The sequence below is a fragment of the bacterium genome, from assembly GCA_024226335.1.
Taxonomy (GTDB): Bacteria; Myxococcota_A; UBA9160; order SZUA-336; family SZUA-336; genus JAAELY01.
In genome coordinates, this window is the sequence record JAAELY010000034.1 from 18,190 (window position 1) to 34,189 (window position 16,000).

Sequence of the window (16,000 nt, forward strand, 5' to 3'; positions counted from 1 at the left end):
GCGGTTACTCGGTGGTGGCGCGGATGTGGAGAGTATCTCACGGGTGAGACCGATCTGGAGAAACGGGTCGAGCGAGCGTTGGTTGATTGCGGCCGGGTCTGCCGGAACCGGCAGGAAATTCCCCGAGAAGGCGTCACAGAGTCCGGGATAGCAAGGCATGGAACTTGCGAATGGAATTCGGGACCACCCCGAGCACACGCGGGGTCTCCATGTTCAAAAACTACACCGAACGATGTCACCGATCACTCCTCCTCATTCCATGGATACTCATCAGTACCTCAGCGCTCCCCTCACAGGCCTACTGGGGTCTCGACCATCCACGCGGCGAGGCCCATTACCGCGTCCCGATAGAGGTACCTCCGGGAACAGCGGGTTTGACGCCGGAACTCGCTCTGCACTACTCCAGCGGAAGCAATACGGGCCCGGCGGGCTGGTTGGGTCTCGGCTGGGGTCTCGAGGGCGGAAGCCGCATCGAGCGCGATCTTACGTTTGGCGTTCCGTACGACTACGACGATCGGAGTTGCGGAATCGGCGGATCCGAAATCTGCTACCGCGACGACTTCCGGCTCGATGGACAGGATCTGATCTGTGCCCAGTCGAGCTGCGGCACCTGCGCGGGAACCACACCGTGCCGCTATCGCAGTCAGTCCGACGATGGAACCCTGATTCTGTTCTTCGGCGAGGAACAAGGCTGGGAGATCCGAGACCGCAATGGTCGAATCCGCACCTACGGGTCCCAGTCCGTGGCCACGATCGAAAATGGTCGCAACCAAGAAGTCTTTGGCTGGCTCCTGGAAAGAGAAGTCGATGTGAGCGGAAACTGGGTTGAGTACGAATACGATCACGCTGCAAGCCCTGGGACGGCCTACCTATCGCGAGTTCGCTATGCCCAGGCGGCCTCGCCTGCGAATCGCGAGATCGTGTTTGAACTGAACGAACCTCTGGCGGAACCGCGTCCCGACACGCCCATTCGCTATACCGCCGGATTTCGCCAGGAAGTGGATCGGCGACTCGTCCGAGTTCACGTTCTCGCGGATGGTGAACTGGTTACACGCTACGAACTGGCCTACCAGACGGAGACCGGTGCCGGACGAAGCCTGCTCGCGGGCATCCAGAAGCTGGGAAGTGACGGGCAAACGGCGTTTCCAGCGCATCGTTTCGAGTACAGCGTCGGCCCGGAGGGATTCGAGTCGGTCTCTGAGTCGAGTTTCGCGAGTTCTGGTTGTCTGCCGACCGCTCCGACGATCACTGGACCGGGAGAAACCCTGATCGCCGATCTGATCGATGTGAATCGCGACGGACTCGTCGATTTCTACCAATCCATCCCGGGCTCCGGAGCAGCCGAAGTCCTGGTCAATCGAGGCACGGGTAGAAGCTGGGAAGGCCCGGGCATGTTCTGTCACCAAGGGCAGCAGTGGAGTTCGGAGGACCGTGTCCTGCTGAGAACTCCAGGGGGTGATGTCAGCGAGGCGCTGCTGGATGTGGATGGCGATGGCTTCCCTGACCACATCAGCCTGATGCTTGATGCAGAGATTCGCCTGGGAACGAGTCAGGGTTTCGCCGAGCCGCCCATTGGCTGGTCGCTCTTCCAGGAGTCGCCGCCGATGTTTGGTCAAACCGGGGCCGTACCCTGGGGGATCAATACCGTGCTCTTCGGTCTGATCGAGCTCTACACCGTTTCGCGCCTGACGGACATGACCGGAGACGGACGACCTGATCTCGTCATGACCCGAGGTCTCGATCCGCTATCGCAGTACTTGTATGATCCAGATGGTTCTTCCGGAGGCCAATGCCCCAATGATTGGAGTGCGTGTGATCCGGAATGGTTGGCGTTCCCGGGCTGGGCCGTGTTCCCGAACCTGGGTTTGGATGAGGTGGGTTCGCGGTTGGAGTTCGCGACCGAACCGATTCAGTGGAGCGGTGTGGAGCCCGCACCGGATGGTTTGGTCGAACATGTGTTTTCACTCTTCTACACCGATCTCGCGCTGGTGGACGTCAACGGAGATGGTCTGAGTGATCGACTGCGTTCAGATTCACTTCAATACGGCTACGGAGCCGGCTTCGAGCCTCCCGAGGCGATTCCCGATCTGTTCTATATCCGAAGCCATGTCGGCTGTACCTATTCAGACCTGATCGATCTGAACGGAGACGGATTAGTCGATCACGTAAGCAGCGAGGCCTGGTCGCCGCAGAACCCGAACTGGCAGGTCCGCTATGGCAATGGAACGGCGTTCTCAGCCACGGTTACGAACTTTTCGACTCCCTCCCTGGGTTTTCGCTGCATCCACGGCACCAACGAAGGAGCTCTGGCGTATCCGGCTGTCACGCGTGATCTGAACGGAGATGGTCTTCCCGACCACGCTACGGGAACCGTGGGCGGGGCTGCATACCAGTTTCACCTGAGCGCCGGACAACGATCTGGTCTGCTGACCCGAGCGACCAATCCCAACGGTGGAAGCGTCACCTTCTCGTACGAGTCCGCACTCGAGCAACTCGACGCCAGCGGTGCACCGGCAAACCCCGAACTCTGGATTCCACGTTTCGTTGTGACTCGCATGACCGTCTCAGACGGAAGGACGGAAACGCCCGACATCGTCGATGAGATGACCTACGCGGGGGGCGTGCAGGATTCGCTGGAAAGGGAGTTTCGAGGTTTTGCCTCCGTGGTGCGAACGCAGTTCGAGAACGGTCTGCCCGCGACACGTGTCGAGGAGGTGTACGGGACGGATCGAGTTTGCGCATTTGCACTGGTCTCGCGCGAGACGAGCCGCGCTGGTGTCGTGTACGAGCGCACTTCCCGCAGCTATGAGGATCTGAGCTTCGGAACGGGTGAAGACTCCGAGTCCTGGACGCGCTGCCTACTGAGTGAAGAATTGCGCACTGCCGTTGAAGGCGATGAAGCCGCTTCCAGGACCGAGCGCACTGTATGGGACTACGGGATCGATCCCGGTCTATCGTTCTTCAATTTGGAGAGGCTCGAAGAATGGGGCGAGTGGGACCCCTCGACCGGTGATGTTCCCGGAGATGAGCGCTTCACCGAGTACGCCTACGCCGCTCACGATCAGGATCCTCCCTACGTGGTGGATCGCGTTTCCGACTTTCAAGTCTCAGACGCGAACGGAGAAATCGTCCGGCATACGCGTACGTACTACGACGGGCTTCCGCTCGGAGAGGTCGCGGCCGGTATGCGCCATCGCCTGGAGGATCATCTCGCCGATCAGTGGTCCACCCCTCAGGTTCCCGGACGATGGATCACGACATCGAGGATTCACTACGACCCGTTCGGCAATCCTGCCCGGATCACAGGTCCTGGGACGTCGCAGGATCCTAATGGACTGATTGCGACGGCGAGCTACGACCCGGTCTACCAGACCTTTCTCGTGGAGTCGGCCCTGGGTGGCGATCCCGCGACGCGCCTTTCGACCCACTACGACTATGATTCGTGTGCTAACGGACATCCAGCGCCGCAGGCGATGGGCCTGATCTGCCAGAGGATCGCACCGGATGGGTCAGCCGAAATCTTCGGTTATGACCCGCTAGGTATGCTCGTTCGTGTCGAGCGCGCGTCAGGGATGGTCGAGACCTATGAATACGATTTCGTCGATCCGAACGGGCCAGCCGAGACCCGCTTTGGGCGCACGCTGCAACTCGCCAGCGGAGATCTCGAATTCGCGCGTCATGTAGACGGAATAGGCCGTCTGTTTCGCGATGAGTCTCCCGGAACTCTGGCCGAAGTCGTGGGTATCGATCGTGGCTACGACTCCCGCGGTCGTCTGAATCTGCTTTCACTCCCATACACGACGGGTCCGGTGCGCAATCGCAGTATCGAATACGACCCGCTCGGCCGAGTTTCCGTCGTGCACGAGCCAGATGGATCGACGCAGCGCATTCGAACTCGTACACCCTGGCGGGTTGTCGAACAGGTCTACTTCGGGGGCGAGAACTCAGGGAATCGCCAGTCGCGTACGGAACGAACCCGCGACGGACTTGGTCGTCTAGTCCGGATTGCTGACTACGAAGACCCGGTGAGCCTATCTCCAGGCCCCTATGTGATCACGGCTGAATACGATGCTGCGGATCAGCTCGTGGCGGTATCTGATCCGATTGCTTCCGATTCGACTCTTTGTGAGTCAGAGCAGATGGGCAGTCAGTGCACGGGGCAGGCCCACGTGCTGCGCACCTACTGGGACACACTCGGTCGGCGGGTCAGGCTGGAAGATCCAGATGCCGGAGAGTGGGAATTCGAGTTTGATGATGCAGGTCTGCTCAAACGTCGAGCCGATGGCGCCGGAAGAATCCAGAACTTCGAATACGATTCCCTGCAACGTTTGGTCTCTCGCAGTTTCGAACCGGCAGGGCAGGGTAGCGAGACGGCGACCTTCGTCTACGGGTCGGTCCCCGAAACGCCTGGATTCGGTCGTCTCAGTTTCGTCAGTTCGAGCGTTGCGGACTACGAGTACACCTATGATTCAGCCGGTCGCCTCGATCAGACGAGGCAGGCTACTGCCGGACGCGTCTTCGAGAATTCTCTGAGCTACGACGATCTCGGTCGCGTCATCGCTCGAACATTCCCAGACGACGAGGTATTCCACTTTGTCTTCGACGGGCTTCGCCTGGCCGAGATCTACGGCGATTCTTCGAACTCGGCCTACTCGCGCGCGGTACTGCGCAACGCCGAATACGATCCGGCAGGCCGGATCCGGAATTTCGAAGTGGGTGAAGTCGCGAGCACGGGTGCCCCCTCGGCCGCCTTCTCCTATACCACCGATCCACTATCCAGGCGTCTGAGCGGAATTCAAGTGACTCCGGCCGCGACCGTTGCCGACGCCGACGGCGATCGAATCCTCGATGCAGTCGACAACTGTGCCTTTCAGTTCAATCCAGACCAGAGCGATGTCGGAAGCGTCGTCGCCTATCCCGCAGAATCCGGATCTCCGCCGGACGGAATCGGCGACGTCTGCCAGTGTGGAGATGTATCAGGGGATGGTGAAATTGAACTCTGGAGTGATCCCGTCAAGATCCTCAGTTGGCGGTACTTCGGTTCCTCTGCGCCCGCTGCACCTCAGAAGTGCAACACCGACGCCTATTCCGATTGTGACAAAGGCGACTACTACCCGCTGATGTGGTCCGTTTTCGACGGTACGCAGAACTTCGCGCAGCAGACCTGCCTTCCAGCGATCACGGACAACGTTCCGGAATCGAGCCCGATCGATCTGCAGTTCGAGTTTGACGGGCTGAATCGTCTCGAGTTTCTGGGCGGAACCCTCGGGGGCGAAGCGCTGGATCGGTCTTTCACCTATGATGGCCTTGGCCGGCTCAAGACGGCCCGGGGGCCCTGGTACGCCATGCGCGGCGTAGCTACGCCAATCGACTGGGTGTATCGCTATGATCCTCTTGGCAATCTGCGGGAACGTTCCATGGCTGGTGTTCCAGATGCGATCTGGAGCTACGAGCACGTCGACAAGCCGCGCTTCCTGAGCGCCTTCGAAGAACTCCATGGAGATCTCGAAGTTCTCACTGCGGAGCCCGGTGGAAACGTGGCGGCGCGAACGGTCAATGGCCAGGCTTCCTCGGGTTTCGCCTGGAATCCACAGAACCGCTTGCTAGGTCACGGCCAGAACACCTACGAGTACGACGCCTTCGATAGAAGGGTTTCAAGCAATCTCGCCGGCGCGCAGATCGTACACGTTTCAGGAGACTTCGATTACCACGCTGAAACCGGCGCTGCGAACAAGCTGTTCTCGCTCGCAGGTCTTCCGATTGCTTCGCTAGGGACTCTCTATTCGGCAGAGTTGACGATGGGGCCCGGCGCTCCCGGCCATGCCTCCCTCCCTCTCGGTGTGCTGGCTGCGCCGGGTCTCATCCTCTTCTGCTTCTTGAGCCTCGCGCAACTTGCGATTCGTCAGCGTGTGCCGAGATGGGTCGCGATCCCTGGTGTCGCCGGAATGACGCTCATCTATGCCCTCCAATCCGGACCGATCGCATTCGCAGCCACGACGGACGTCGGTCCAGGGCAGGCAGGGATCCACGTCGAGCCGTTTATCGGGCTGGTCGCGGACCATCTGGGATCCATTCGAGCACTCGTCAACGAGAACGGCACCGTCGTTGGTATGCGCGACTACGATCCATTCGGAAATGAAATTGTACAACGCGGTGCCTTCTCTTCGCGTCAGGAGTTCACCTCTGGGGTTCGCGATGAGGACAGTGGGGGAGTGTTGCATCTCGGTTCTCGCGAGTACCAACCGCGTTGGGGCCGCTTTCTGACGCCAGATGAGAGTTATGAGTCTTTTGATTCGCAGGGACTCAATTCGTATGCCTTTGCTCGCAACCAACCCACGAGCCGCATCGACCCCGAAGGTCGCTTTTCCATCACGTACTACTGGTTGCAACCGATGACCGGGCACTGGAGTTCTGGCGTGCGCAGTGATCTCGCGTGGAAGTCCGGCGTGGCGCGAAGCGAAGCGGGTTCGAGTCATCAAGACAATCGTTCAACTGCTGGCGAGATCGCACGGGAGAATGCAGCAATAGCCTCTGAACTTCGCGACATGGGTTACGACGTCGACGGAGTCGTCCTCGCTGAATTCCTCGCTGAGACGGTCGGTGGTGCTCCTTCGTCTGGGGGTGGGGCAACGGGTCCGTCCGGCGTGGTTCCCGCGGAAGCCGCCATCAGTAGCGATACTTCTTCAGGCCTGCTCAGAAATGTTTTGAGAGTCGTAATCGATGACTACCAATCGTTTGTCACCGGAGTCTCCGGGAATGGCGTCGGGATCGTCGGAGCCCTGGGTGCGGCGCTATTCAGTCTTCTGACTCTCAACTCCGATGCGATTCGGGATGCATTCGAGGATATTCCACTCGCTGCAATTCCCCGCTACGGGATGTACAGTGGGCCACTGTGGGGACTAGACATGACGACCCGTGCTGCGCCTTTCGACAACGTGATTGACCAGTCGGCGTTTGTTCACGATCAAGCTTACCTCCAGGAGCGCTCGAATCCAGGTAGCGTAGATTTGTCAGCCGCCGATCGCGCGTTGATTCTCGGTGTCTGGAGCGGTCATCGGCTGGGCCCGATCGGGCAGATCTATCGAATCGGGCTGACGATTCTGTTCTCGGCGAATATTGCAATTCGAGAGACGTTCCATTCGGGCCCCTTCGATTGAGGAAGAGATGAAATCCAGTCGATTGGCGTTTTTGTTCGCACTCCTCGCACTCGCGAGCGCCTGCAGTCATGGTTATGCGATCCGGGCAGAAGTCGATACCGAACCGCTCGGCTGGTCTCGCGAGCGAAGCGATCAGGTCGCCATCGAGATCGCAGCGGTCGTCGCGCGTAGCACGGGCATGAACGCGGATCGCATCTTCAAGCCGGAGGGGCCGGCGACGGCTCCTCCGGGTCATCTTGTGAGTTATCGCGGGATCTATACCGACCACGGACCTCTGGCGCGAATCGTGTTGACGGCTCTGAGAGATCCCGGAACTGGGCGCCTGGTTTTCAACGCTTCGGATGCCGAGAACCCGCGGGAACACTACGCGCTGGCTCGCATACGCGAAGAACTCGAGCGGCAGATCGCTGAGAAGCTACCGGGAGTCTCTGTCGTGATCCGACACGATTCGATTGCCGGGCAGGGCCTCGCACCCTGACACGAAGACCGAGCCAATCCGGTGCTGGCCGGGGATGTTCGCCACCGGATCTCTCACAGGGACGCGTTTTCCCGGCAAACGTTCGTGAAAGCCTTCGCCGGCACTCGTGAGCGTATCGAGTTCTCACGAGAATGCAGTCTTCGCGCAACGTCACAATACCGGCTGTTCGCACCACACTTGTTTAGCACGGGGATCCGAGGTCCTCACCGGGGGGGGTGAGCAGCGCGACGCACCAGGCGACGTGCATCCGATAGATCTCCGAGTTCATGGGGGAACTGCGGGATGCAAGATCCAACGCATACGCCAACACCGTCTTCGAACCGAGCCTTGAAGAAGTCTTCTGGAAGCCTGCGCATCGCGTTTGCGGCCAATCCGTTAGTCGCGTTGTTTCCGCTCTTGATGATGGGCAGCGTCCTCGTGGCGATCTATAGCCAGGCGGCCGTCGAGATTCGCGAAGTTCCCGAGTCGGTCGGTGCGAATAGCCGACTGGGAGGACTCGGTTCCAGACTGAAGCCTCTGGAACTCGGTCCGGTCTCCCTGTTCCATCCTCTGCTCCGCGCTGAGCGGATCGATTTCTCGGCTCCGTCGTCGACGGATGCGGATGCTTCGGCCATGAGCCTGGCTTCTCTGGATTCCGTTGATGCCGATGCGGGCCCGCCCGTGTTGATCGAGGGCGAGGCAGAGTTTGTGGCGCGCCCGGGTGACAGAGGAGCCGTTTTTGATCTCGACGCCGAGATCGAGTCCCCGTCGCCGTCGCCGTCGGAAACGGATGAAGCCAATCAGACTCTCGTGCAGGCGTACCTCTAGCAACTGCTGAAAGCCCACTCATTTACAGCCACCTTGGATGTGTTCGCGAAATCAGGAGAGAACCTCACCTGGAGTCGGACATCGTGGGGTGGTGATACCCTCTCGCCGGAAAGTCGAAACGCGAGGTAGCGGAGTGGATGAGCGAGAGGCCCCCGAGCGAGGGCCGCGTAAGGTTCCGGGTTGGTACGAGGATGCCAAGTTGGGAGTGTTCGTTCATTGGGGGCCGTATTCGGTACCGGGCTGGGCCCCCATCTCTGGCGACATCCAGGAGATATTCGCCGACAAGGGGCCGCGCGACTACTTCGTGAACAATCCCTACGCCGAGTGGTACCTGAACACGATGCGTATCCAGGGTAGCCCAACCTGGTCTCATCATCGCAGCACCTACGGTGAAGACGTCCCCTACGAACACTTCGCGCAGCGCTTTCAGTGCGAGTCGGCGGGTTTTGACCCGAGTGCCTGGGCCGCGCTCTTCGCCAAGGCCCAGGCTCGTTATGTGGTGTTTACCTCCAAGCACATGGATGGATTCGAGCTGTGGCCAAGCACTTATCAGGCCAGCGGTCATGGCTCTGAATCGCCCGTTCGCCAGGAGAAGACTCACGATTGGGTGGGGGCCGTCTCCGAGGCGGTGCGAGCCGCCGGAATGCGCATGGGGCTCTATTACTGCGGTGGATTCGACGCAAGATTCGAAAGCCGTGTGATTCGAACCCTCGGAGACTGCGTGCTCGCAGTTCCAGAGTCGGACGAGTATGCGCGCTGCGCAGAGGCGCATGTGCGCGAGCTCGTGGAACGCTATCAGCCCGCCATACTGTGGAACGATGTGGGCTTTCCCGCATCGGTCGATCTCGAAGCACTGCTTTCAGCGTATTATGAGGTGGTGCCAGACGGCGTCGCCAATGATCGCTGGGCTCAGTTTCCCCTGCCTCGGCCCGGGACGCTGAAGCGCACACTCACCGAGCTACTGCTGCATCACGGGGATCGGATCTGGCCCCTGCTTCCCCGGCGGCATCGACGCTTCGGTTTTCCGGCTTCACCCATGGGCGATTTCAGAACTCCCGAGTACGAAGCACCCGATGTGCCGGAACAACGTAAGTGGGAGCTTGCCCGGGGCCTGGGAAATTCGTTCGGCTTCAATCGCGAAGAGGGCGATCTGGATACCCTCTCTTTACAAGCACTGATCCACATGCTGATCGATGTCGTGAGCAAGAACGGAAACCTGCTGATCGGTGTAAGTCCGATGGCCGACGGAACGATTCCGCAACGGCAGCGCGAGCGTCTCGAAGGCCTGGGGGCATGGCTCGACGTAAACGGCGAGTCGATTTTCGGCACACGGCCATGGAAGAAGGCCGAGACGCTCAGCGAGGACGGGCGCAGTGTGCGCTTTACGCAGAGTGGAGATTCGCTCTTCGCCACCGTGCTTTCCCCAGCTCGTGCCGGGGACCTCACATTGGCTATGCGACTCCGGGACGAAAGCCAGGTCGTTCTGTTGGGACAAGACACCGCTCTCCAGTGGCGCCAAGTGGAGCGAGGAGTCGCGATCACGCTCCCGACGGATGTAGCAAGCGATGGCGTTGCCCACAGTCTCCGGATCACACCCGAGCCACATCTTCTGGGCTAGATCGCGTGTTAGGTTTTTGCGTTTAGTCTGGTAGCGTTTCCCGGGCAGGTTGCGCTCGACCTTCCTCTTGTCTGCGCGTACGGGGGATTCTCTTGCTCGTACTTCCGTGGCAAAACTGTGAAGTAGCGCTGTGCTGGTCGTGGCTGTGCTGTTGTTGAAGATGTTGTTGAAGAGGTAGCGGGATGCGGTGGCGGGCTTTCGGGAAGCCGACATGGATCGGTGTCGCAATGCTGGCCGCGATCATTTCCGGGATGCTCCTGGGCGTCGAACCTCGACAGGCATGGGCGAGCACGCTCGACTTGTGGTTCCTACCAGAGACAGGGCACTACTACGGGATCGTCGGCCCGTTCGATCCGGGGATCAGCTGGAACTCCTCGAAGACGGACGCCGCCACGAAGTCTTTCATGGGTGTGTCCGGACATCTGGCGACCCTCAATTCCGCGGCCGAGAACGACCTGATCAAGCAGAAGCTCACGACCCTTCATCCCGACTGCTTCACGGCCGAGGCCAAGTTCGCCAATACGTTCCGGTTCGGGCCGTGGATCGGTGGGAGTCGGCCTGACAACGCGAGCGACTTCGAGTGGTTGGGCGAGGGTCCGTTTGCAGATTCAGCGGGCACTCCGTTGCCCGGCGGCTACGCGGACTTCGTCACACCCCCGGAGCCGAACGGGCAGAACTTCGTGACCTTCATCGACTTCACGGTGCGGGCGGTCGGCGGTCCTGCGCTGGGCTGGGGGGACTGCGCGGATTTTCAGTGTCTCGGCGCCAGCCTGCCGCGGCCCATGTGCTACGTGATCGAGTTCGACGTGCCACCGGAGCGGGGCGGCTGCAACCGACCGTAGGCGGCGTATCGGCGGACAAACGGACGGTGCACCCCGAAGAGGGAAGCGCAGGGAGCACCCAGACGCCGGTCCGTCAGCGCTCGGTCTCGCCGCGCCTGGCGAGTTCGATGACTTCGCGAATGCTCAGGGTCTGGGCGTGCGCTGGAACACAATGGAGTTCCAGCTCTGCCATGATCCCCGGAGTTACTTCCAAGTGTTCAGTGTTGCATGAACACTCCGCCCAGCTGTCCCCCGGTTCCCTTTCACAGAACGCTCTTTATCGGTCGCTAGGGTATCCCGACAAAGGGGCCGCCCAATCTCCCTATCCTAAGCTCGATATGCAGGCATGGAATGCCGGGCTCCGCGTCATGGATGTCAATCTCGAGTGGGGTGACTAACGCCGTTGCTTTGCTCGCGAGTATCCTCGACCCGGCCGTCGAGTGCTGTATACAGCGCGTCCGCCATCGCCGCGTGAGCGGCCACACCGGGGTGGTTGTCGAAACGCGAAGCGTGCGTAGAGTTCGGGAAGTGACCTGATGCCGGAGTTGACATGCGGGTAGATCACGACAACGATTCTCGGGGTCAACTCCCGGGCCCGGACCAACCAGTTGTCGAACACCTCGACGAGACGTTGCCAGTCAGGCGTGCCCTCGGCGAACTGTCGATCCATGTAGGTGTCGTAGCTCTCGCCGGGCTTGGCAAACAAACTCGACACCTGATAGTCCAATAGGAACCACATATAGGAATGAGTTGCCAAGAACCGGTGGAAGAACAAGCGGGTCCAGATCCGCCGAGCGGATCGAGGGCGATCGCTCTTGTCGAACCCCATGTCGTTGACGAACCATTGGTAGACGATGAGATCCGGAGCGATTTCAGCTCCCCACTTTTCGAGCTGCCTCAGGTGGTTGTCGAGTTCTCGGCCGAGTTGGGCCAGCACGGCCACCTCGTACTCGACGCCGCTGTTGCAAAACCGTACCCGCAGTCGACTCGTGTACAGCGACAACGATGATCAGACCCATCGCTCCAAGCTGCGAAAGGGTGTCGGAACGGCTCAGGATCCCAGCGATCAGGCAACCCGCGGCGAGAGTCGCCTGGGCGGTCAGCGCTACGCTGAACCGGAGGCGCGTCGCCGCGAATACGGACAGGACCAGCGCAGTCACGACGGACAGAGGTGTCGTAACTCCTGCAGTTTGGGAACTGAAGCCGTCGAGGTACGAGTCGACCGATCTACGCGCTTGTTCTGTGATCAGGTCGTTGAGGAAGCCGAGACTCTGCCCCTCGTACATCGAATGAACCAGGGCTGGACCAAAAAGCACCGCCAAACCCAGACCGATCCAAGCAATCCCGACCAACAGCAATACCCAGAACCAGGGACTCTTCAGTTCTACCGGGGGGCCTCTCGCGTTGCAGACAGCTATGAGCCACTTGCCGAGTCGCCTGTCTAGAACGTCAAGCATGGTCAACGCCACGCAGTCGGCGGCATTGTCACTGAATGCTGTCGTCGATTCAAGGCGCTTCGTCGGCTTGACGCCAAGCTGACGCAAGCCCAGATCGATCCGCGTGAGCGTCGCTGCCCGGGCGGTTGTGAAAGTGCGTTTTCTGGCGAAGGGGGTCGGTCCTTCAGCGACAAAGGTCCCGTCTAACTAACAGAAACCTCCCGGGCTTTGCGCGAGCGACGCCCCGCGACCCGAAAATGGAGATTGACGGCCCTGCGTGCGAAGGTCATGAGTCGCTCGCCGTGTTCGATTCCGGCGTCGCCGAGTTTTTCTCCTTCGGTCACGGCCCGCACGTCACCATCGGTCCCGTGAAACTCGATGCTCGCACGGAGCATCACCGCGTGGGAGATGGTTCAGCAAAAGCACTCGTTCATGGCCGCCCCGCGGGAAGCCACGAGCTCGACCTGCGAACGGTCGATCGACCGGCCGGTCTCCATGTCCATCATGCGATCGCGCGAAAGGTACTGCGCGTCCGACAGATCGTTCGGCGCCTGGACCTGCGCGGGCACCAGGCTGAACGCCTTGATCACGTTCGCGCTGCGGCCTCCCCCGGTTACGTGGCCTTGCACGATGAGCCGATTGAAGACACCGTCAACGCACCCGTATCGCGACGATAGCGCAGGCGAGCAGGCCGACCGCCAGCAGCAGGCGTGCCAGACCCGGCAGGGGAGTGGCGATTGGAACCGGCCCGGTCTCGATCTCCAGATTGTCCAACCCATGGAGGGTGAAGGTGGTGAAGCCACCGGACGTGGCCGGCGCAGTTGGGTCGGTTCTTCCCGAGAGCACGATCAGGTTGGCGGGTCCCGCGACGATCGCCGACTCGAAGACGGTCGGTGTCGCGTCCGTATCGATGGCGACGAGGACGCCGTCCACGCGGACGCTCACGTCGAGACTGTTGCCAAACACAAATGCATCCGTTTCGAGTGCCACCTCGACCGTATGGAAGCCCTCAAAGCTTCCGCCCAGACCACCGGCGTCTCCGGGATCCAGGTCACCACTACTGGTAAAGGCGCCGTCGCCAGTGAACCCCCACTCACCGCCATCGAAGATGCGGAACTCGAGCCCGTGGAGGAATCCCACGACGATCGGCGCCGCGCCCGCGACCTGTACACCCGACGTCGGGTGGACGGGGTTCGCGTCGAACCGGATCGTCATATGGCTGTTCGCCCCGGGAGCCTCGAGGAAGTCGTGGTCCGGCTGGATGTGGACGTTCTGCTCGAAGCCGAATTGGGTGCTCGGTGCGAGCAAGATGGCATCGGGATAGTCGGGGTTGTTGACCTGTGTGAGGTTGGGGCGAATACCTCCGAGACCGGTGTCGGGGTCCTCGAGGTAGTCGAGTGGCGCAGCACTCCCACTCTGCCGGCCCGGTTCGTCGGTGGCTCCCGGGTTGATGTCATCGTTGGGAACCGTGGCGTTGAAATTGTCGCTAAAGACCACCGCGCCTTGCGCCGCTTCGGAGACGAAGAGGACGAGGGCCAAGACGGCCAGACCTGTAAAACCGATGGTCTTGATCCGCATACGACACTCCTTGCACTAACAAGTGGATACCCGGCGGGATCGCAAGTCAAGGACAATCGCATCTGGCGACCGGTCCGATCAACACGGTATTTCGCAACGCCAGAAAGCCGCCCGGGTGTTGTCGACGGGCCAGCCGTTTCCAGGTAGCAGAAATCACGCGGGCTTCTCTTGTCCTCGCAGCAGGGGGCGGTGGGCCTCGCCCGACCCAACGAGAGCGATCGCCGAGGCCCGCGTCCCCATCCTCGCCGTTCCATGGGGATTTCCGCTGTGGCGATTTCCTCTTGACTCGGGTCTTGGTTCATAATATGAAAGTTTAATAACACCAAATATGAACGGAAACTCATGCACCGTCGATCCTGCCTCAGTACCGTGTTCCGGGCGCCTCTCGCCGCAACCTCGGTCCCACCGCTCAGCGCCGGATCTGGATCCCGCGCTTGCGCGGCGTTTGTTGCAGCGATCCTCTTGGTCGCGGCCTTTCTCGCTCCCACCGGCTCGAGCCAGGCCCAGGTGATTACCGAGCCTCCCGCTCTGGCCCCGGGCACTCTCTATCGCCTGGCTTTTGTGACCTCCGGAACGACCAACGCCACGTCGACGGACATCGCAGTCTACGATGCCTTCGTGCAGGCCACCGCAGGTACGGTCCCTGAATTGGCTGCCCTGGGCACGACCTGGCAGGCGATTGGCTCCACCGACACCGTCGACGCCATCACCCACACTGGCACGGACTCCGGCGTGGGATCGACGGTCCCGATCTACCTGCTGAATGGGACTCTTCTCGCCGCCAACGGTGCGGACCTCTGGGATGGGTCGATCCCGGTCAAGTTCAACATCAGTCAATCCGCAACCACCCTGCCTGATGACTATTGGCAGTGGACCGGGACCCTGGCGAATGGGTTCAAGGACGGGTTCCTGGCGCTGGGGGGAGGCGGCCAATCGACCATCGGCCGGACGAATGACCTCAACGGCTTCTGGGTCCAGTGGGATAACTGGATTCAGACGGACGGATCTACAAACGGGCTACACGCGATCTCGGCGGTCCTGGCCATCCCGAACGTCGACTCCTGCGCGGTCGGCAGCGGAGCCGGAACGGGCTGCTCTCCCCATGGTGGTCCAGTCGTGCGCGGCGGCGTTCAGGCCACCTTCGACAACGTGGTGACGCCGGGAACCTTCACGGCAGAGGCGTGCGAGGTTCCGGCCGACGACGTGGAAGACCTGTCGGGTCCCTTCTGCGGTCTGAATCCGGGTGCGCTCACCTTTGGGCTCCCCACCGACCCGGTGTTGTTCTGGGACCTCGACTTCGACGGCACCTTCACGGGAGAAATCACGCTTACATTCGGGTACGGCGACGCGCAGCTCGCGTCCGGATTCAACACCGAGAACTTCGCCATCTACCACGACGAAGGCGGGGGCCTCGTTTCGATTGATACCAGCATCGATTCGGTTGCGAAGACCGTCACGGTCCAGGTCTCGTCGCTCTCCCCATTCGTCCTGGGCAAGGCCGCGGTCGGCGTGCCGTTGCTGCCGGTATCGACGCTGTTCGTATTCGTAGGGGCGATCGCGATGCTGCTGACGGTCGCGCTCATCTACAAGAAGGCGGACTGACCCGCGCCAGATGGCTTCGCTCTGCATTCCGAAGCGCGGGAAGTGAGCCGTGATGGCTTCCCCCGGCCGGACGTGGGCATGGTCGTGCGTGTGGTTTCGGAGATCCGGCAGCCCCTGGGTCGGCCGAAGTTCGTGATCAACAGGGACGGGACACTTCGGTCGGACTGACAGCGATTCCATACTCCCCTCCTTCTCACAACTAATGAGCACGGTGGAGTCTTTCTGACGTACCTCGCCGAGCGAGGAACGCGCCGACCTGTGGGACGTGGTCTTGGAACCGATTGCGACGCCCGGCAGTTCATTGTCGAGGACGACCACATCTGTCTCGCCAACGGCACCGGAACCGTCGTGGTCGAGAACCATGGCTAGGGAATCTCTGCACAGGGAGGAATCGAGCGAGAAGCGGGAGTCGCCGCCTGAGCAAGAAGCGTGATCCGATCGCAGATCCGTAGATCTGCAGAGGGTCGCGCGACGCAGCGCAGGCGGATGCATCGCGCTTCGCA

10 protein-coding genes are annotated in these 16,000 nt (G+C 60.9%); 8 read left to right on the forward strand and 2 right to left on the reverse strand.

Annotated elements, in window-relative coordinates:
* The first annotated feature begins 170 nt into the window (after positions 1-170).
* The 5 genes from GY725_01685 to GY725_01705 all read left to right on the forward strand — a co-directional run bounded on the left by GY725_01685 (position 171) and on the right by GY725_01705 (position 10,902).
* Positions 171-7,157, forward strand: coding sequence for a hypothetical protein (locus GY725_01685; GenBank protein MCP4002884.1), 6,987 nt, complete (start codon positions 171-173; stop codon positions 7,155-7,157).
* Positions 7,158-7,164: 7 nt separating this feature from the next.
* Entirely contained in the window at positions 7,165-7,635 is a 471-nt protein-coding gene (locus GY725_01690; protein MCP4002885.1) for a hypothetical protein, read from the forward strand.
* A gap of 327 nt (positions 7,636-7,962) precedes the next feature.
* The gene (locus GY725_01695; GenBank protein MCP4002886.1) at positions 7,963-8,442 is read left to right on the forward strand and encodes a hypothetical protein; all 480 of its coding nucleotides are present in this window, start codon (positions 7,963-7,965) and stop codon (positions 8,440-8,442) included.
* Between the two features lie 37 nt (positions 8,443-8,479).
* The gene (locus GY725_01700; protein ID MCP4002887.1) at positions 8,480-10,060 is read left to right on the forward strand and encodes an alpha-L-fucosidase; all 1,581 of its coding nucleotides are present in this window, start codon (positions 8,480-8,482) and stop codon (positions 10,058-10,060) included.
* 182 nt (positions 10,061-10,242) lie between these two features.
* A complete protein-coding gene (locus GY725_01705; GenBank protein ID MCP4002888.1) occupies positions 10,243-10,902 on the forward strand; it encodes a hypothetical protein in 660 nt (219 codons plus the stop codon).
* 373 nt (positions 10,903-11,275) lie between these two features.
* On the opposite strand, the gene GY725_01710 is transcribed toward GY725_01705, so the two are convergent.
* Positions 11,276-11,824, reverse strand: a complete 549-nt coding sequence (locus GY725_01710) for a hypothetical protein (protein ID MCP4002889.1) — start codon at positions 11,822-11,824, stop codon at positions 11,276-11,278.
* 19 nt (positions 11,825-11,843) lie between these two features.
* Here GY725_01710 and GY725_01715 point away from each other — a divergent pair, with 19 nt between their 5' ends.
* Both GY725_01715 and GY725_01720 read left to right on the forward strand, forming a co-directional pair.
* Positions 11,844-12,326, forward strand: a complete 483-nt coding sequence (locus GY725_01715) for a hypothetical protein (protein MCP4002890.1) — start codon at positions 11,844-11,846, stop codon at positions 12,324-12,326.
* A gap of 293 nt (positions 12,327-12,619) precedes the next feature.
* Positions 12,620-12,994 (forward strand): hypothetical protein, encoded by a 375-nt coding sequence (locus tag GY725_01720; GenBank protein ID MCP4002891.1) that lies wholly within the window; start codon positions 12,620-12,622, stop codon positions 12,992-12,994.
* Here the strand turns inward: GY725_01720 and GY725_01725 are convergent.
* Positions 12,969-13,895 carry a hypothetical protein gene (locus GY725_01725; GenBank protein ID MCP4002892.1) on the reverse strand — a complete coding sequence of 309 codons (927 nt, stop codon included), beginning with the start codon at positions 13,893-13,895 and terminating at the stop codon, positions 12,969-12,971. The genes GY725_01720 and GY725_01725 overlap by 26 nt on opposite strands.
* 507 nt (positions 13,896-14,402) lie before the next feature.
* Here GY725_01725 and GY725_01730 point away from each other — a divergent pair.
* Positions 14,403-15,497, forward strand: a complete 1,095-nt coding sequence (locus GY725_01730) for a hypothetical protein (GenBank protein ID MCP4002893.1) — start codon at positions 14,403-14,405, stop codon at positions 15,495-15,497.
* Positions 15,498-16,000 lie beyond the last annotated feature (503 nt).

Coding starts and splice junctions, on each gene's coding strand:
- GY725_01690 (MCP4002885.1), top strand. CDS start 7,165: ATGAAATCCAGTCGATTGGCGTTTTTGTTCGCACTCCTCGCACTCGCG.
- GY725_01705 (MCP4002888.1), top strand. CDS start 10,243: ATGCGGTGGCGGGCTTTCGGGAAGCCGACATGGATCGGTGTCGCAATG.
- GY725_01700 (MCP4002887.1), top strand. CDS start 8,480: ATGTGTTCGCGAAATCAGGAGAGAACCTCACCTGGAGTCGGACATCGT.
- GY725_01725 (MCP4002892.1), bottom strand. CDS start 13,895: ATGCGGATCAAGACCATCGGTTTTACAGGTCTGGCCGTCTTGGCCCTC.
- GY725_01685 (MCP4002884.1), top strand. CDS start 171: ATGGAATTCGGGACCACCCCGAGCACACGCGGGGTCTCCATGTTCAAA.